General features: G+C 40.0%; 12 protein-coding genes. 1 reads left to right on the forward strand and 11 read right to left on the reverse strand.

Going from position 1 to position 18,809, the window contains the following annotated elements:
- Positions 1-243: 243 nt before the first annotated feature.
- Together OB69_RS14255 and OB69_RS14265 are read right to left on the reverse strand one after the other, a co-directional pair.
- Positions 244-1,215 (reverse strand): hypothetical protein, encoded by a 972-nt coding sequence (locus tag OB69_RS14255; protein ID WP_053224423.1) that lies wholly within the window; start codon positions 1,213-1,215, stop codon positions 244-246.
- Positions 1,216-1,668: 453 nt separating this feature from the next.
- Positions 1,669-2,439: a tetratricopeptide repeat protein gene (locus OB69_RS14265; RefSeq protein WP_185096914.1), complete on the reverse strand. Its 771-nt coding sequence runs from the start codon at positions 2,437-2,439 to the stop codon at positions 1,669-1,671.
- 703 nt (positions 2,440-3,142) lie between these two features.
- On the opposite strand from OB69_RS14265, the gene OB69_RS14270 reads away from it, so the two are divergent.
- Positions 3,143-5,332 (forward strand): hypothetical protein, encoded by a 2,190-nt coding sequence (locus OB69_RS14270; protein WP_053224426.1) that lies wholly within the window; start codon positions 3,143-3,145, stop codon positions 5,330-5,332.
- Between the two features lie 254 nt (positions 5,333-5,586).
- Here the strand turns inward: OB69_RS14270 and OB69_RS14275 are convergent, their stop codons facing one another.
- From OB69_RS14275 to OB69_RS14315, 9 genes are all read right to left on the reverse strand, one after another.
- Positions 5,587-7,509, reverse strand: a complete 1,923-nt coding sequence (locus tag OB69_RS14275) for a hypothetical protein (protein ID WP_053224427.1) — start codon at positions 7,507-7,509, stop codon at positions 5,587-5,589.
- Positions 7,510-7,684: 175 nt separating this feature from the next.
- The gene (locus OB69_RS14280) at positions 7,685-8,716 is read right to left on the reverse strand and encodes a hypothetical protein (RefSeq protein ID WP_053224428.1); all 1,032 of its coding nucleotides are present in this window, start codon (positions 8,714-8,716) and stop codon (positions 7,685-7,687) included.
- A gap of 5 nt (positions 8,717-8,721) precedes the next feature.
- Positions 8,722-10,572, reverse strand: coding sequence for a hypothetical protein (locus tag OB69_RS14285; protein ID WP_053224429.1), 1,851 nt, complete (start codon positions 10,570-10,572; stop codon positions 8,722-8,724).
- Positions 10,573-11,088: 516 nt separating this feature from the next.
- Complete coding sequence (locus tag OB69_RS14290; protein WP_053224430.1) at positions 11,089-11,388, reverse strand: GIY-YIG nuclease family protein; 300 nt, start codon at positions 11,386-11,388, stop codon at positions 11,089-11,091.
- A gap of 531 nt (positions 11,389-11,919) precedes the next feature.
- Positions 11,920-14,787 (reverse strand): CHAT domain-containing protein, encoded by a 2,868-nt coding sequence (locus tag OB69_RS14295; protein ID WP_053224431.1) that lies wholly within the window; start codon positions 14,785-14,787, stop codon positions 11,920-11,922.
- 38 nt (positions 14,788-14,825) lie between these two features.
- Positions 14,826-15,554, reverse strand: a complete 729-nt coding sequence (locus tag OB69_RS14300; RefSeq protein ID WP_053224432.1) for a toxin-antitoxin system YwqK family antitoxin — start codon at positions 15,552-15,554, stop codon at positions 14,826-14,828.
- Between the two features lie 367 nt (positions 15,555-15,921).
- Positions 15,922-17,856 (reverse strand): hypothetical protein, encoded by a 1,935-nt coding sequence (locus OB69_RS14305; RefSeq protein ID WP_053224433.1) that lies wholly within the window; start codon positions 17,854-17,856, stop codon positions 15,922-15,924.
- A gap of 175 nt (positions 17,857-18,031) precedes the next feature.
- On the reverse strand, positions 18,032-18,217 hold the full coding sequence (locus OB69_RS14310) for a hypothetical protein (RefSeq protein WP_053224434.1): 186 nt from the start codon (positions 18,215-18,217) through the stop codon (positions 18,032-18,034).
- Positions 18,218-18,364: 147 nt separating this feature from the next.
- Positions 18,365-18,637: a hypothetical protein gene (locus OB69_RS14315; RefSeq protein ID WP_053224435.1), complete on the reverse strand. Its 273-nt coding sequence runs from the start codon at positions 18,635-18,637 to the stop codon at positions 18,365-18,367.
- Positions 18,638-18,809 lie beyond the last annotated feature (172 nt).

Below are 18,809 nucleotides of genomic sequence, written 5' to 3' on the forward strand. Positions count from 1 at the left end.
AAATATTTTTTTATTCATAATCAGATCAAGTCTTTAATAAGAATGTAGCCAATTTGATTATTCACAAGTTTTGGGTTGAAACATGCCTGAATTTCTTCCTAAAAAGCGCTTAAAGCACAAACACAATCATACAAAAAGAAAGAGAAATTAGAAATGGCGATAGAAACTCAAAAGGCAAAGCCCGCGAGTTCTGAATAAATTGAGAACCCAACGAGCTTATGCACATCACCATAAAAAGTATTCTCAATTGGCCTTTTTCACCAAAAACTGAATGCTTTCTTTCAAAAAAGCATTTGCTCCAAGCTCTGTACCTTTTAAGTATTTCTCGGGATTACATTCGACAGTAGAATAATTTTTCTTTTCCTTATCATCAACTTTCCAAATACGTAACACGCCATAGTCCGTACCAAGTTTATCCCTGTCTGCATTTTGTCCTGCCTCAAACTTCTGTTTGTTAATTACATCAGATACCTCAACCCCCCCTCTTGGAGAAATGGTACCCATGCCAAACCAAACCTTGCTTTCTTCACTTATTTTGAAATTAGTCTCTGCTTTTACCTGTGCAGCTTTAGCATGCCTATTCAAAGTTTTGGAGAGTTCTCCTTGGCTGTCCTCAAAAATAGTTACCACCAAAGACACACTGTTATAAATAAAGTCTCTTTCCTTGTTGTTGATTTTGCCAACAGTTGCTCCTACATACATTCCGTTGTAGTTTTTAGGTACTACAAACTTTCCGTTAGTTGGCCTCGTAAATATAAGCCCGTATTCTCCACTGTCCCCTGGACCGTACCCTGGCACTAGTTCCCATCTTTCTTCACGGTTTTTTTCGTAGGCTTCATGATTCCAAAGTTCTTCAGCAGAGGCTACTTCAAAACCTTGTGCTTTCAGCTCTGCCACATAAGTGTCGTACAGCTGATCTGTCAATTTTTGTAATTGGTCTGGATCTAGGCCATCCAACACAAGATTCAATGAAGCTTTAGCATCTCCTCTTAAACCTCCTCTCCACATTTTGCCTCCCTTTTGTGAATCTTTGAGTTCTAGCGCCACCTGATATTTAACGTGGAAGTCTGAGATAACAACTCTTTTAGAGTGCTTTCTATAATTCAGGTTCCCAGGCCCTGCTGTTCTGATTTTAAAGTCTTCTACCGTTTGTGAAAATAGGCTGAGGCTAGTGAGCATCGAAACTAGCATAGCCAAACATATCGTCCTTTTCATATTATTCTTTTAGATATTAAATACATTGATAAAACAAAGCTAAGATCTGGCCTTAACCCACTCAATAGGGCAATTGACCTAATCTGTTTATTAGAAGCAATTCAACATTACGAGTTTTATAGTTCAAAGTGAGTATTCACAAACCTATTCTTATTCTCTTTCAAAAGGCTTGGAGTTAAGGGCTTTGTGAGTAGCATAGACATTAATCAAAATGGCTAAAGCTAAGGCCGGCAAACTTAGATACAGATTAAAAAGATAAAACAAGCACCAGCTAGTCCAGAGTCCCCAAATGGCTAGTACGGTGGTGAAAGCTGGGATAACTTTCAGCATTTTCATACTTCCATTTTCCGAAAACTGAACATAGAAAAAAGTAAAAGCAGGGCTCAAAACCCTGCAATTACAATCAACCTAGAAAATCCCCCTGTGATTCAGTATACATATTGTCCGAAGAGTCTATTGACCACCTCCATTATTTAACTCAAGAAATGCTTTCATAGCATCCTGGTCGCCTTGCTTACCTGCCAGTCCAAACCAATACTGAGCTTTGGCTTTGTCTACCTCTACTCCCATTCCTGATTTGTAAATCACACCTAAATTTTTCTGAGACTGCAAATGCCCTTGTTGCCCCGCTTGTGTAAAAAATTCAATGGCTTTCGGCATACTCTTTTCCACACCTTTTCCTTCCATATACAAAGCACCCAAATTAAACTGTGCCATTGCCATACCTTGGCTTGCAGCTAGTTCATAATACTTCTTTGCTTCATTATAATTCTGTTCAACACCAACTCCATCCATATATATGTTGCCCATATTATTCTGTGAATCGGCATAACCCTTATCGGCAGCTTCTTTAAATAATTTAATAGCCTCATCCATAGAAGGCTCAACTCCCCATCCATTCATGTAGAATACTCCTAAATCATGCTTTGCGGGCAAATAGTTTTGTGCTGCAGAGGCACGCAAAAACTTGAGTGCGACTGCACTATCACCCTGTTGCTGGCTCACCACTCCCATAGTATATTGCGATGGTGCATGATTACTAGCTGCCGCAGCCTGTAGATACTCAAATGCTTTGGCGCGATTATTTTGTCCCATGTAATAGTCTAAAAGACTCAACTGAGCCTCTACATTTCCATTACTGGCCAAAGTGGTTAAACTATCGATATTTTGCGCCTGAATACTTAGACTTAACAGCAGTAGTGAACTAAATAAAATTGCTCTCATTTTTCTATGATTTTTCATACTCAAATATCCTCCAAGATTCAGAGCCATTCTATAGGGCAATTGACGTAATATTGGTCATTGGTCATTGGTCATTGGTCAATAGTCATTGGTCATTGGTCATTGGGGGATTAGTGGGTCAGTTATCAGTTAATCGGAAAAGAGGAAGCAAGCTCCTAGTTTATAGTTCATGGCTAAAAGTTGGGGTTAGCTCAAAGCCAGTCATACATCGTCCTGCTGAATTTATTTCAGCATCTCTCACGGCATTGACTAGGAAAATTGAGGATTGGTGGATCAGTTATCGGTTAATCGGAAAAGAGGAAGAAAGTTCCGAGTTCTTGGTTCATGGTTAAAAGTTGGGGTTAGCTCAAAGCCAGCCATACAGCGTCCTGCTGAACTTGTTTCAGCATCTCTCACGGCATTGACTAGGAAAATTGGTCATTTGTGGATCAGTTATCAGTTAATCGGGTTTGGAGCTGAAACGCAGGCCTGTGACAACTAATCACTCCCCTCTCTTGTAATTATTCTTTTAAATTCTTTTCTTCCGAGAAGAAAAACACACACGTACTTTTTTAAACTTCTGTGCTTTTCTGGAAACAAAAAGTCACGATAGCCATAGAATAGTAAAGGCTATCGTGAATAAAACTGAATTATATCGTGCATAAAAGTGCACGATAGCTAATGTTATCCACTATAATCCTTAAGCATGCACAAGCCAGAATTCAATGAGAAAGAGTGGAAAAAACAACTTGAAGAATTAGTTATTAATAATCAAAAAGATGTTGAATACTCCCTCAAGAGAATTCAAGAACTTATACCTCAAATCGGTTCATTCAATGTTATCGCCAATATCAGCTATATAAATAATATTAAACCAGCTGACGATTACAGAGATTATCAACCAAACACTCTTCCTATAGTTGCCGAATACATTTCTCTTTTATGTTTAAAACAACCTTTCCATATAGGTGATTTAGAGCTAACTGACCCTGCTAAATTCTATGAATCAATACAAGAAATTCAAACCTGTGGATTATCAATAGTTTCTAAAGTTCCATTTATTAAAAACTTCTCTCAAAAGTCTGAAAGAAATAATGATCTAGATTCCATGGAAGAAATAGCTAGAAACTTTGAGAGTGAAGAATATTACGTCAGAAATCCAGCGTTTGATACTCATCATTGGGAAGTATTTGAGGAGTTATTTTCACAATTCAATACAGAAATCGAGCATTATCTAGGTTTCTCCGTAGTTGAAGCAATTGAATTATGTTTATCAATTGGTGATCTAATTTTGGATAAATCCAAAAGCTGTATCACACAATCCATTCAAACTTCTGAAAAGAAGTACTTTGAAATTTTGAGATACAAATCTAGCAAAGTGCCTCCAGCTGAATTCTACTCCAAACATTTACTTGAGAAAATATCAAAACTCTCTAAAAAAGACCTTAAAAAACATTTCAACTCTCATGCCGAATTATATGCATCAGTTACTTTGGGGTATTTCTACTCTTTTACAGCTGCTGAACTTTCAAAATTCAGTAAAATTCAATTGACTAAAGTTCAATCATTTCTAGATGCTTTAAGCATTACTTTTCAATCAATAGAAAGTTCTTTTTGGGAACCACAAGCGATACATCCATTAAAGGAAAGACCAATTATCAGTGCAGAAAACAGATATATCGTCCCTGCACCTGCACTATTAGATTGGTCTCTAGATAAACTTTTTGAAGAAACTCTGTTGAACACCTCTAAAAAACTACTTAATAGATACACTTCTACAAAGCATGACTATCTAATTGATAAATCAGTATCAACTATAAAAGACATAATCCCAGATTCTAATTTTTACAAAGAGTGTGAATACTCCTTCAATGGCAAGAATGGTGAAACAGATGGAATAGTCGTATGGGATGATTGTTTATTTGTATTGGAATCCAAAGGGAATAGGATTACAGATTCGGCCAAAAGAGGTGGAGTTAGTAGAGTTGAAAAACACCTTGACGAAATATTTAAAAAAGCATATTCTCAAGGCATTAAAACACTTGAATATATTGACTCCAAAGATGTTGTTGAGTTTAAACCAAAGAATCAAAAACCGATAAGTATCAAGTCGAATGATTTTGAGCACAAATTTATTATTATAAATTCTTTCGCTCCACTAGGACACATCGCTCCACTAATCAAGAAGTCGAACAAACTAGATTTTTTTCAAGGCGAACATTATCCTTATATAGTGAGCATATATGATATCCTAGTACTGAGAGATATTCTTGATTTTCCTTCCTTGTTCCCTTACTACATCGAACGTAGATCTAAGTTTTTCGAAGAAAAAAAATACCGGATAACTGACGAAATAGATGTGTTAGGAAATTTCCTGAATTATGGACTTTACTTTGAAGGAATAGACCCTGAAAATGAGATGGATACAATTACCCTACCTCAGTTTTTGGATGAATTTAATCAGTACTATTTTTACTTGGAAGGCATAACGAAAAAGACTTATCCAAAACCAAGCTACAAGCTTGATAGAAAAATGAGACGCCTAATTGACATAATTGAAAATAGCTCAGTGCGTCACAGGACAAGTGCAACACTATTTCTTCTAGATTTAAGCCCAAAGACTCAAAAGGAGTTTATTTCGAGACTCGAGATAATTAAAAAGGCCGTAAGAAAAGACAAAGAAGTTCACGACTTCACCTTAGTTGGCAGGCATGAAAACAAAAAATGGGGAATTACCTATATGACTCATCCTGACAAACATTTTCTAACCAGGAAGCTAAAAGAGTACTGCCATTTTAAGATGCTTCAACAAGGAGCGGATAAATGGATTGGTATAACCGACTGTGGTTTAAAAGAATATCAAATTGATGAAATATTAATTATAAACGGTAGGTAAAATAATACGGCTAAAGGTAGTGCCGAAGCTTCTCTGCTTACACCCTGCCAAAGCTGCGCTTTGACGTTTGCGAAAATGAAATATAACTTAAACCACAGCTTTGGCTCACATCGTCCGCAGATGGAAAACTATCGCATTTCAATCCCCACTCATCATACCCAAACCGTCAACAAAAAAGCAGCACCATACAGTGCTGCTTTTTCAACTAAACAGGTATACACCTGAGACTCAACTAAAGACTACTATTTATCTTATCAATGAAATACCAGCTGTTTATACTGGCTTGCAAGGGCTTTTATACTTACAATTCCTTCGCCATGGCAAACCGGACAGGTTACGGTTTCATAGCCATCTAACACGGTTTCTTTTACGGTATATTCTATCGGGTCGCTCTTGCGGGTGGTGTAGTAATAATCTACTATGGCTCCATTCACCTTTCGCACCGTGGTGGTGTTGCGCGGTATAGATTTCTTCACATTAATCTCCTTAAACTTCTTACGAGTAATGGTTCTTGGGCAGAAACTCGTTGAAGCACTATTTACAGAGTAGAGCCAATAAAGCGGCCCGGAGTTTTCATCTAGCCAAACGGGTTCGTCATAGTCGCCCATTACTTTAAGGGCCTTTCTGGTGGTGTCAATTTCCAGCACCTTTATTATGCGCTGAATTTCGGCTACATAGATATTGGCCTTGTCCTTAGGTAAATCGGTGTAAGGCATATCGCCATAATAAAGACTTCCTTTAAAGCTAAGTGGCACATTGCCAATAGAGGCAAAACCTTCAACTGGAATGTGCTTCCAGCGGTTACCGTTTTTATAGGTTTTGCGGGCATTGTCAATATCCAGCACGCGACCATCTACCAATTCACCATTGTTAAAAACCCCAGCAGCACCTTTTACACGAGCAGCAAAAGCATCATAGTCTTCGGTTTCGTTTTTCGGTCGGCTTGAAAACTTGTTGTTATAAAGTCTGGTAATGTTCACCCTATACCCCATTCCATGCAGTTTTCCATTTTGAAATGTGCCGACCTCTAGGTAAGAATGGTCGCCTCTAAAAGCAGAATCAGCCGTATGAAACTTGATGCCATAACCATTGAGATTGGCGGTGTCTTTACTTAGCATTTGTCCCGACATGGTTGGCCACCATATGGCATCCTTTTTCTCCTTCTCATCCAACATATAAATGGGGTACGGATAGTAGGACATATTGACCTCCAGGTTATTCAGCAGGCTATCGACTTGCGGCTTTTCGGATATATCGGCAGGAATAGTCATTTCCACTTCGCCATCTACCACCAAAGCCCATGAATAAGGCTGTTCTGCCCATGGTCGCTCTAGAAAGAAGACGCCTCCGTTGCCATATTCCATAAAAAGTGTGGGCATATAGCCGGTAAAAGTACCCGAGCCTCGCGTGTCATAAGTTCCGGCAGTAGAGAAGCCGATGTACTTATCTCCATTCTCAAAATTGATCAGTGAAATTTCTCTGGCCTCTGGCGAAATATACTGGGTACCACCGGCACTAAATGGATAAACCATATTAGGGCTATAGACCCCAAATTTATCGGCTTTGTCTCTTTGCGAACCATTGGGTGAGTACAACATAAAGTCGTAGTCGCCATTTGGTTTTATAGCCGTCCGGTAAATGTATTGGCCGGTTTCGTCTAGCTCTTCGCTATAAAAAACGCTACCATCTTCGTTGTATAGATTGCCTGAAGATTTGATGATACTGCCTTCGATATCTTCTATACTCGCGAACAATTTACCACTACCCTGATAGCGTATATCTGAGTTCGGCACTATGGATACACCACCTATTTTAGGCACGTAATATCCATTGCGCTCAACCGTGCTCTTGCTAAAATATACTTTGCCCGAGGTTACCAGCTTTCTACCGTCTAAGGTGAAGGTGAGTTCATCGTACTTCTTTTTGCTCCTCTGTGCAGCCAGATATTCGCCTTCTGCTTTTACTAGGGAGACATCTACCAACTTACTGTATTCTGACCAGGCTAGTCTTTTGAGTTCCTTCATCTCCTCTAACTTTTTCTGGTTCATGTTATAGTAACGCTGAAAAAGTCCTCCCTCTACAATTGCTTGTGCCGAAAGATTGAAACTCATTAGCATGAGCATGGCCACACCAAAAACTGTTTTTGTCGATTGCTTTAGTTGTTTCATGTTCTTCATCGGAATATGGTATTTAGTCATCACAAAGTTACTCAAACTCAAGCCGGGAATAAATAGGGTAAATAATGTAACACTGGTCAATAGTCATTAGGCATTGTTCATTTGGATTATTGAGTTTTGAGTTTTGAAGTTTGTGATTTGTGATTTGTGATTTGAAAATTATTAGCCATTCCCTTTATCCTAAATGAAACTCTTCTTTGTCTAAAGTGACCAAACTTAAGTAATGTTTACCCTGCTTTGGAGCGAATAAAATAACTTTATCGCCCACGGAAAGCTTATCGTAAAGAAGGGTATTTACATTAATAGTGCCCCTGGTAGTAACTACCCTATTTACATTGCCCGAACGGTTAGAAGTGAAAGTCAATTTATCTTCTACCAAGGCTGTGTATCCTATTTTGTATCCGTAAAGCTTTGCATTGTTGTACCTCATGTAACTTCTCAACACCCTATAAAACTGATATAAGGGCACAAGCAGAAGCGGAAAAATCACCAACACGAAAGTCCATAAACCATTAGCAATTAACATCAGGTCAAAAATTAGCACAGGCCCCATAAACATAAACCGTCTATTCTTTTCGGCAGTATAAATACCCTTTATGGCCTCTAGGTCGCGGTCGCTAAGGCGAACTTCCTGAACTGTGCTTTCTAAAAACTTTCTATTCTCGGTTTTCTTTTCTTCCGCTACTTTTTGATCGAAATCTGCTGGTTGTTCTTCGGTAAGTTTTAAAGTAAGTTTAGATTTTGGCGCTTGGTCTAGTACCACATGAGAACCAACTTTGGTTCGCGTATATTCTTTATATTCTACAGAATACTCTTCTCCATCGATGTATAAAAAGTAATTTCTGGTGGTTTTAGTACTAGTTCCGCTCGCCCCTCTTGAACCACCACTGCCTGTAGTGGTTGACGTGGTTACATTTAAGCGTTTGTCGGTAACTTTGCCTGTAATTCTATATTTAAAACCTCTTTTTAAGTCAACTGAAGCGGACCATATCATATAACCGATAATCCCGAAAAAGAACAAGCCAAATACAGCCAGCATAATTTTTCCGCTGCTGTCGCTACCGAAAGTTTCAAAAATATCTTCGAAAACAAAGGAGGCGAAAAGGCCAAACATAACCACCACCATGATTGGAAAAATCATCATGGGAATAAGGTGCTTTCTCAGCCTCTTAATGTCTTCTGGCGCTAAAGGAAGTTGTTCTTTCATTAGGCTTAGCGAATGCTGCTCGACAAGTAAATACCGTCCAACGTATTGAATACAAACTCATCGTTAGCTGTTAAGGTAATTTCTTCATCATGCGTATACATGTCAGAAGCATCGAAACTCACCTGAAGTACTTGATCTGTGCATCCACCTGTGGAGCTGTCGCAAACTGAAATCCCCATTTCTCCACTAAATTCGAATACAATGGATACAAACTTCCCTGTGCTCAACTCAAACTGACTGGTTTTGAAACCGTCAGGCAGTGGCTCATCTTTAGTCAAGTTTCTACCATTTAATATTCCTTGCCAGCTTGCACCATAGTCTTCACTCAATTTGGCAGAGCCTATACTTCCTGCATTCGTGTCTTTAGTATAGACCACACCATCTGAACTGATGAGGCGCGGTCCATAGCCCAAGTGATTCGCAGCAGAGCCGGTTACTTCCGTCCAATTGATACCATTGTTAGAGGTATAAGCTTTTAAGTCCACCGAATAGGTTCTGGCTTGGGTACTAGGTGATACATAAACTTTTAAATGGACCGTCAATGCATGATAAATTCCATCAGTTCCTTTGGTCACGAGTTCTGGAGCAGGCTTATCTGTCGTCTCCAGGTTCCAGTCTCTTCCGTTGACAGTCGTATATGTTCCCGATTCGGTGTAAGCAATAGTTCTTCCACCATCATAGAATATGCTGGTAATCTCGCCTGTCGGAGAAGTGGCATATTTTCCACTTTTGGTATCGAAAACCTTGTCTTCGGCATAAGCATAATCACCTACCAGATAAGTTTTTCCGAACATATAGCCCGATGGATACTTATAGCCCATATCTAAAGGAAGATATTCTAGACGTGCGTTCACAGTTTTGATGATTCCACCTCTGAATCGGTCACCATTCTCAATAAAACCTTGTGTATAGGTTGTTTCTCCTACTCGGCAAACGGCAAAGTCATGGTCAACTGGTTCTACGGTGGTGCCTGAAGCTACATATACCTTTTTCGCACCCCACCTATCGAAAATATTTACATAAGCATGGCCGCCAAAGAGCTTCATACCGCCTTCGGTGTTTTGCCAAATCTGATAATCGGCTGGGTAATTATAGTACCGAATTTCTTGGCTTGGGGTAATAATAATTACCCCGCCCTCTTTCGCATAAGCAAAATGGCCATAGCTATAGGCTGTTTTTACTTTATTCCGGCTATTTCCAAGTCCATATAGGCTTGAATAGTTTAAGTCTGCTAAAGTAGTTTGGGTGTAGGTTTGTGTACTCACATCGAATTCAGCAATAATTCTGTTCCGCCAATCGAAAAAGCCCATTTTTTCGCCTGAAGTACCGAGGTAGAAATCTTCATCCATGGTTAACTGAACTCCAGTACTTTCATAAGTACCATTATTATCGATAAAGAAAGTTTTGCCATTGGCACCCTCATTCTGAATGTAGATTAACTTTCCAGAATCTGTTACTCCAGTAGCATAATGCACAGCCGCAGAACCTGACCTGATATTGTTGAGGTCATAAACTCCTCCATCGGAAGTTACAAATAGACCATTGTTACTAATATTGGTTTGAATCGGCTTGTCTTTGTTATTTCCATAGATAAATAGCTCTTGAACTGATTCCCCTCCATCTTTGGAATAATAATTCTTTACCGTGGTATTCTCTCGGTATGAAAATATCATGTATTTCTCATTAGGGCTTACACTGATATTTTCCGCAGCGGCAAAGGGAGAAAGCTCCATAATCTTCTTGAAGGAAATATTAGCCAGGGATCCTTGAGTAGGGTCGCTATCATCGGTAGTATCGCATGCGACAAACGATAAAGTGAAGATAAACAGGCAAATGAACCAAAGCTTTTTGTACATGAGTTTCCAGAATTTAATGTTCTACAAAGCTATTTCGGAAGTACTAGCAGTTCAATAAGGCAATTGACGTAAGTTTAGGTATTGGTCAATGGTTAATTGGTCATTAGTTGATTGGTCATTAGTCATTGGGGGATTGTGAAACAGGAATCAGTTAATCAGGGATCGGTGGATCAGGGGAATAGGATAATGTTTTATTGCTAGACGGTTCAACTGACATAGCTCATTCGGAGCGTCATTGCGAACCTGCTAAAGTTTTTCGAAGTGATGGTGCTTGCGTGAAGCAACCTCAATCTCAAATAACATACCCTGCTTGCTAGAGACTGCTTCGTTACAGTCCATTGCTATCGCATGGTCTGTGCCTCGCAGTGACGCTCCGATTTGGCATTTGTGGTGATTTTATTCAAGAGTAATATGTGTATGATGCTAATATTAACAGAATATACTTGCGGTTACCGTCATTGCGAGGAATGAGATTCGCGATAGCGGAAGATCATGACGAAGCAATCTCTAACCATTTCACCAATCCTTAATGTGATTATAGAGGTCTTCCCAGTCCGGATTCATAGATTCTATCAACTCGATTTTCTTCGCCCTTGAGCCTCCTTTAATTCTTTTCTCTTCTTCTATTGCCGATTCTATATGACCAAAGGCCTTATAATACACTAGCTTACAGCATTTATACTTGGCAGTAAAGGAATTTGGAAAATGTTTCTCGCGATGTTGAATTGTTCGTGAAATCAAATCAGAGGTAACTCCTGTATAAAGAGTAGAATGGTTTAAATTGGTTACTATATAGACAAAACCTCCTTTTGACATAAACTCAAATTAATAAAATTCATTAAAATTGCTTCATTTTATCCTTAACTCACGTTACTGCAAACGCTCATTCGGAGCGTCATTGCGAGAAATAAGCGTTGCGATAGCAAAAGCTTATGACGAAGCAATCTTAAGTATTGCTTAACGGGACAGTGAGATTGCTTCACGTAAACACCACCACTTCGAAGAGTTGTAGCAGGTTCGCAATGACGGGTAACGCAGGTATATTCGGTTAATAACAGTCTCATTCACACATTATTCTTGAATCAAAACCACCACAAACGCCCAATCGGAGCGTCACTGCGAACGCTTACACCTTAGCTTCAGCGTTGGCGCAGAAGCAGGCCATGCGGCAGCAATGGACTGTAACGAAGCAGTCTCTAGCAAGGAGATTATATAATTTGAAATTGAGATTGCTTCACGCAAGCACCACCACTTCGAAGAGTTGTAGCAGGTTCGCAATGCCCCAAATCAAAAAAACCGTGAGCCATAAGCCCACGGCAAAACATTGAATATTAAACTTCTAAACAATCAATACCCAGTATAGATAAATGGAGCCCAGAAGTATGGGTGGGTTTGATCTCCGTATTCACCTGTAATAAAATTGCGTTTTACTTCGGCCAAAGCGGCTGTAGTCGCCATTTTTTGATTGAACATTCTGCGGTAAAGCTCTACACTTAAATACATGGTTCCCGTGTCACTTACACTCCATAAAGAAGTAAGGCTGCTGTTGACGCCTGCATTGAAAAGGGCCTGATTCAAGCCTTTAATGCCATCGCCTGGCGACTCTACTCCTAGCGCAGTTTGACAAGCACTAAGCATTACAAAATCAACAGGCAAATTCAGTTTTTCTAGCTCTCCTACTACAAGCATTCCGTCTTCTCCGTTTACTGGCGTTGGCTTTACCGTCATGGCAATAGAGCTTAAATCAAAAACATAAGGATGTACGCTGGCGTGGCTCGACAAATGGACAGCCTTGAACTTGCCTAGTTCATTCGCTTTGCTCATGCGCTTCAGCTCCTGCTCAGTCATCATATCGTCTAAGCGAGTTTCGCTATTTGGAATAAGGTCGTTAATCACTACCACTTCCTTTCTTCCTCCCTGCAAGTATGCCATAGGCTCTTCTCCTTGAAAAGTGGCAAAAGCATAGTCAAGCGGTTGGTTTTTTTGTAAATCTTCGCGCACACGGTATCGCAGTTTTTCTAAATCACCCAGTGAATTCAACGGTGCCTTAGCGGCAGTGTAGTTAGCGTAAGTTGCACCTCCAAAACCTAGTACGTTTTTCTCATAAGTCTTTTTCGGTTGACTTCTCAAAGTAGCAAGCAATGCGGCATTGGGGATGTAACCAATCTCAAAGCGTTCAGCCAAATAGCGTCCGTTAATATCAATTAGGGCATCAAAGGGAATAGTACTGATTAAGCCTTCTGGGCTGATGGTGAGCTTGGTAATGCCTTGCAGTTTTTCTTCCAAACCATCGATAAACGTGATGTGGAAGCGCTTTAACAGGTCAGGTACTTTCTCTTTCTGAAAGAAAACATATTGTCCATCCACTACTTTGGCTTCCATATGCTTGCGTAAATACTGGGTCATCAGTTTAAATTCGCCTGGAGCAAACATATTGAGTTTGCGGGTTTTCTCGCCTGTTAAATAATCTAGGTTCGGACTTCTAAACTCTTGTTTTGCCAGTTCCTTCTCTAAAACAACCAGTTCAGGATCGTTCTCTAATAAATCTACAAAAGCCCCAGCCGATCTGTTGTATCGGGTAAACACTTCATTTTTGGTAACCAAACACATGAGGTAAGTACCTTCGTAGGTTGTACCTTTAGAAACATCGATAAAAGAAAGGTAGGCTTCTTTTTCACCCAAAATAGACTGAAGTTCCTTTAAGCTCAGTTGTTTCTTTCCACTCCTTTTGTCATTCAAAAGCGAATAAGATCGATTGGACTCAATCACATCATAAATTTTATCGAACTGCTTGGTTTCGTAATAAGTTGAAGCCAAAAAACCATTAATACGCTGAAATTTATCGAGGTAACCACGCTGCGCCAAAGGGTCTAACTTTTCTAAAGCAGATATTTCTTCTGCTCTGGCCTTTTCAAACTGCTCAACTGCTTCGGCATATTGTTTAGCGTCCATCAATCGAACACCATCATTGTAGGGATTGCCCGTGAGTTCCAATGCTCCTCCACCCCCAAGAATATTGGCCGTGGTAGAAATTCCGTTTTTCGCAAAGTTTACATAATCGTATTTTTCGACTCCCGGAATTTTAAGGAAGTTTTCGGCACGCTGAACTATGGCCTTACCCTTTTCCACTTCCTTATTGAAAGCATAGGCCCTTAAGATTACATAATAAGCCTCGGCCAAATATTCTGGCGATTTTATCTTCGGTAAAATATTCACATAGGCATCGGCCATTCCCGAAGCGTCAGCAAGCTTTCGCTGCTCGGTAAGCGACATTGTAAGGTAGAAGTAAATTTTGGCCAATACAGCGTTTGAAGGAATGTTGCCTTTCAAGTCGGCCAACATTAGGTTGCTGGCAGACTCTACTTTATCCCAACGCTTTAACGATGCTTGAAGACTGGCTAACCTTACATATGCACGGTAGCGCGAAGCAATATTATAGTTGGCCTGATCGAAAACGATCTTCTCTAAATGCGGCTCTAACTTTTGCCCGAAAGTAAAATTCACTTTTTCGGCCATACCTACAATACTCACAAAGGCATCTGCATATAATGACCTGGAAATCAAACCCTCCTTCACTGCAGCTTCAGCAGCTACCCAATCGGCCAAAATCTTATCGGCAGTGGTGTTATTTGCTATACCTTCATATGTTGCCCCAAGGCTAGATGCCAAATTTTCGAAAGTAGCTTTGGCCCTAGCTATACTTTCTTGGCTAAAGTTTGTCAGTGCAGCCCTAGCCCTTTGCACCGAATTGGCCAGTTGAGGATAATTTGAAAGGGAGTTTACATAAGCACTTAGATTTTCGTAATTCCTTTGCATGGTGGTAGCATCTGCCCCCATGGTTTGCATATTTCTTAAAAACTGTTCTGCCTCTATTGGCTGATTTGCAAAAACAGCATAAATAAACCCATAATAGCTATTTGGAATATCGTAGCTGTTATAGGCCACCGACCATTGGGCCAAATCGACCGCATTGGTGGGCTTACTATTATCGTAAAGCGCTGTAGAAGCCAAAATAAAGGCTTGAGAGTTTTCTGGATAAACCTCTAACAGATTGATTGCAGCATTGAGTTTAGCGCTAATATTTTTTGATTGCTTGGCCTGTTGATAGGCTGCGTAACTAGGGTGAGCTTCTATTTGCGCTGGCGGAACACTTACTTGAGCTATAGCCAATTGGTAAAATAAAATAAGAGCGATGGATGTGAAATATCTTTTCATAGTGAGTGAATTTTAAGCTTTATGAATGACGCGAGGCCTTAGAATGATTTTACCAATGTGCCGTCCGTATAAGTTGCCGCCTCGTGCTTGTTCTCTGTATTTCTTTTCAAGAAATTTCCGTGCTTCAGACCGTTCTTCATCTGAGCTATTTCCGCGGTTTGGTCGAAATACCAAGTCATTTGAACTCCATTTGCAATTCCTTCAGTGTATTCCGCAAAAATTATTTTACTTTCAGAGATTAGAAATTGCATGGTCATTCCATCCATTTTCCCGTTTTTCCAAGTGCTATACACCGCGTCATTTCCGTTGATCGAAACTCCTTTTCCGTTGGTGCAATTCCCCATAACACAAGGTGCGGTGCCAGTTGTTGGCAAAGGGCTATTACTCACATGAACATCGTTTTTATAGTCTTTAAACTCATAACCCGCCTTAGTTCTGACCACGTGCAGCCCCTCCTTCTTCCCTTCTATATATTGACCAAAGGCATACAGGTTTCCATCACTTTCATAACTGAAGAAACCGTGCTTTTTCCCATTTTTAAAAGTGCCCCAAAACTTACCAAAATCGCCTGTTTGGTTGGCGATGCCATTGAGCTGACCGTTTTCGTAAAACCCTACCTGATAGCCATAATCTTTGCCATCGGCCCCAAGTAGTTTGGCAAATGAATAACCATTCTGGCAGTCGCCTTTCACACACTCAGTACTGTTTTGAGCGAAAAGGTTAAAATGAATGAAAGCAATAATAATTGTGAGCTGTATTCTTTTCATGGTGAGCCTTACGTTGTTTGTTGGATTCAACAAAGCTATTCAGCTACACAGGCGAGTTCAATAGGGCAATTGACGTAAAGTTAGAGGTCAGTTGATCGGAAATCAGTATATCAGGAAACAGGAGGAGCCTATTCTTGCCGTCATTGCGAGGAACAAAGCTTTTATCACAATTCATTGGGGTAAAAGGTGTGACCTGGCAATCTCCATGGCTCTGGCATTCCTTTCCCCACTGACAGATTCCTTCGTCATAAAACCTTACTAATTCTCTTAAAATAAACCTTTTCTAAGGTTTCATTTCCTGCCTAGCGGCAGGCAGGCTCACAATGACTATGACCAACAAGACGCAGTGCTGAGCATTTCATATTTGCTACTGCTTAAAATCCACCAACCTATATTGATCGGTAGTATAGCCTACATTATAGGATCCCTCACCATTGCACTTGGGGCAAGCGACCTGCTCATAACTATCTACCACCGTCTTTTTGGTAGAATACCTGATGGGGTCATAGACAGTGGTAGTATAATAAGTGGTCATGTACACCCCTTTCACTTGTCGATAAGAAGCGGTATAGCGCGGAATTTCATGATTGACATTTACCTCTTTGTAATTTGCCCGTTCCACAGTAGTTGGACATTTGTATGTGATGGTCTGACTGCTTTTGTATCTCTGGAATACCCTGCCTGATTGCTCATTGATATATGTTTTCTGATCATCATCATTCATAACCACTAAAGCTTTTAAATCGGCATCGAAGTCTATAACCCTGAGATGTCTGTTCAATGCTTCTACATAAACCTCTGTATTACGAATGAGTGGGTAGGAAAAAGGAATAGTTTCATATTCGGTGAGCGTATCTATCGGCACTTCTCCCCTGCCAATCCAATGAAAACCTTCAATGCCCGGCTCAGACCATTGGTTATAGAATTTATACATTATATCATTCGGAATGTCGATCACTCTTCCTTCCTTCAGATTTCCGTTTTCAAATATTCCGGCTTCTGCATACACCTTTTTGGCATAAGCTTTATACTCATAATCAATTGAAGCGTGCGGAAACTCAGGATTATATGTGTGCACCATTTTCACCCTGTATCCCAATCCATCGAGCTTCCCGTTTTTGAAGAAACCTACTTCCAGATAACCATGATCGCCCTTAAACAAGGAATCTGTTGTGTGATACTTCACGCCATATCCGGAATGACTTTCAAATTCTCTCGTCTGGAATTCACCGAAAATTATTGGATAGGTTAAACCAATCTGCTTTTTGGCTGGCGCATCCATGGGGTAATTGGGGGTTACCACAGAAACCCGGCTGTCCAGGTTGCTCATCAATTCATTCAGTTGTGGTTTATCTGCCTCAGTAGCAGGGAGAGTCATTTCAACGGCACCGTCTACCACGAGCGCCCACTCATATTGGCCATTGAATTCCCTGAAAAGCACCGAGCCGTTGCCTATTTCCTTCAGCAATGGCAACATATAGCCAGTAAATGTTCCGTAAACTTTTGAATGGTAGATGCCCGTTGTAGGGTAACCTACATATTTGTCTTCATTCTTTAGCGTAATCACAGCCGTCTCATAAGCATCTGGCGCAATGACTCGATCACTGGATAAAGAGGAGTTTGGATAAAAAAAGCCAGGTTTATAATAGCCAATTTTGGGGTCGGTAATACCTGGCCTTGATGAACCAATGGTCTGCATTTTAAACAGGTATTCACCAGAGCGGGTCACCGCCTGTTTGTTCGCAAACCGCCCTGTAGAGTCTAATTGACTGGAATAAATATAAGGCGGCACATTCTCTCTGAAATACTCTACCGAACCGTCTTCAAAGGGCAAGCCACCCTCATAAGTCACCACTTCATTGGTGATATTTTCTTTTTCGGCAAACACCTTTCCGCTTTCCAAAAAGCGAATATCTTTCTCAGGCCAGATATTGAAATAGTCCATCACATACTCATGAGCCTTCTTTTCTTGATTATATACTTGAGTCCTGGATATAATAATCTTGCCAGAAGTAATCAACTTTCTTCCCCCTATTTCAAAGACTATTTTCTTATACTTTTTCCTGTTTTCGATATTAGATTCCAGGGTCAACTTCATTCCATCGACCTCAATTTTATCGAGTTCCAGCATGCCTCCATCCTCAATTAATTCGAGGGTGAATTTCTTCTTCATCTTATCCATCAGCAGCGGATTCATTTCATAATAGGTCTCGAAAATTTCGACATCGGCTGTCTGCTGTTGCGCGAAGGAAAAGGAATAAACTGCGGAAATAAGAAGTGCTACAATTGAGAATTTACGCATGGCCAAAACGGTTTAACTCTACTACAAACTTAGCTTATGTCATGGCAAAACTCGATAGGGCAATTGACGTAAAATGTCAGATGATTTGGAAAATCAATTAATGGAAAACAGGCTTGACTGTAATCGGTTAATCTCTAGAAAGTGATTAAAGGAATGCGTATTTGGTGGGTTCCAATTAATAAGTCTGTAGTTCAGCAAAAAGCAGTTCAAGCTCCGACCTCGTTTTTTTGAGTTTCACCGAAAGTTTATCCATCATACTTTCTTTTTGTCCCTCCTCAAACTCGAAGTCCGCATCATTAAGCACGGAAAACCTATTTTTTAGCATTACTCTTTGCTCTCTCCAACTTCTTGTTACCTGCATATAATAGGTTCTCTGTGAATATTTAAAGCTAACCACATTGTGGTTGTGGAACACTACCCATGTACTATTAGTTTAAAAGTAATTCTAAAAGGCTCTGAGTTATTTAAAGACCAGTCAGGTATAAAAACCTGACTGGTCTAAAGTTTATTAAGCTTGCGGAGCTATCCAATGTAGAAAGTCTACAGTTTGACCTTCTCCACAGGCATATGCCACAGGCGTACCATCATTGAGTAATAGCGCACCAAAGTGCTTCCCAAATCCGGGACATGGATCACCGAAACTATTGTTATTGATAGTCACTATCCCTCCTGATTCATCAATCAGTTGCTGTAACCGTTCCGTAACATCGGCTGTTTGATCTTGATTTTCATTGCCGTCCCTAAGGGCTCCATAAACTGCGAATTTTACTTGAATTGACATGGTATTAAAATTTGAATTGATTCCTACTCTCTTTAAAACAGGCTTTTCGGATACCGCCTTATCTTATCATAAATGCGCATTATTTAAGACATACCAAAGTTGAAGGAAACTGAAAGTAAATATGTAATAATAAAGAGGTGTTCTCCATTTTAACCTTAAAGAGGTATATGCT

Source organism: Roseivirga seohaensis subsp. aquiponti (assembly GCF_001267955.1).
Taxonomy (GTDB): Bacteria; Bacteroidota; Bacteroidia; order Cytophagales; family Cyclobacteriaceae; genus Roseivirga; species Roseivirga seohaensis.

What these genes read in the sequence shown, in the direction of transcription:
- OB69_RS14275 (WP_053224427.1), bottom strand. Translation starts at nt 7,509, where the DNA reads ATGAAGAACATGAAACAACTAAAGCAATCGACAAAAACAGTTTTTGGT.
- OB69_RS14285 (WP_053224429.1), bottom strand. Translation starts at nt 10,572, where the DNA reads ATGTACAAAAAGCTTTGGTTCATTTGCCTGTTTATCTTCACTTTATCG.
- OB69_RS14270 (WP_053224426.1), top strand. Translation starts at nt 3,143, where the DNA reads ATGCACAAGCCAGAATTCAATGAGAAAGAGTGGAAAAAACAACTTGAA.
- OB69_RS14255 (WP_053224423.1), bottom strand. Translation starts at nt 1,215, where the DNA reads ATGAAAAGGACGATATGTTTGGCTATGCTAGTTTCGATGCTCACTAGC.
- OB69_RS14305 (WP_053224433.1), bottom strand. Translation starts at nt 17,856, where the DNA reads ATGCGTAAATTCTCAATTGTAGCACTTCTTATTTCCGCAGTTTATTCC.
- OB69_RS14310 (WP_053224434.1), bottom strand. Translation starts at nt 18,217, where the DNA reads ATGCAGGTAACAAGAAGTTGGAGAGAGCAAAGAGTAATGCTAAAAAAT.
- OB69_RS14280 (WP_053224428.1), bottom strand. Translation starts at nt 8,716, where the DNA reads ATGAAAGAACAACTTCCTTTAGCGCCAGAAGACATTAAGAGGCTGAGA.
- OB69_RS14265 (WP_185096914.1), bottom strand. Translation starts at nt 2,439, where the DNA reads ATGAGAGCAATTTTATTTAGTTCACTACTGCTGTTAAGTCTAAGTATT.
- OB69_RS14315 (WP_053224435.1), bottom strand. Translation starts at nt 18,637, where the DNA reads ATGTCAATTCAAGTAAAATTCGCAGTTTATGGAGCCCTTAGGGACGGC.
- OB69_RS14300 (WP_053224432.1), bottom strand. Translation starts at nt 15,554, where the DNA reads ATGAAAAGAATACAGCTCACAATTATTATTGCTTTCATTCATTTTAAC.
- OB69_RS14295 (WP_053224431.1), bottom strand. Translation starts at nt 14,787, where the DNA reads ATGAAAAGATATTTCACATCCATCGCTCTTATTTTATTTTACCAATTG.
- OB69_RS14290 (WP_053224430.1), bottom strand. Translation starts at nt 11,388, where the DNA reads ATGTCAAAAGGAGGTTTTGTCTATATAGTAACCAATTTAAACCATTCT.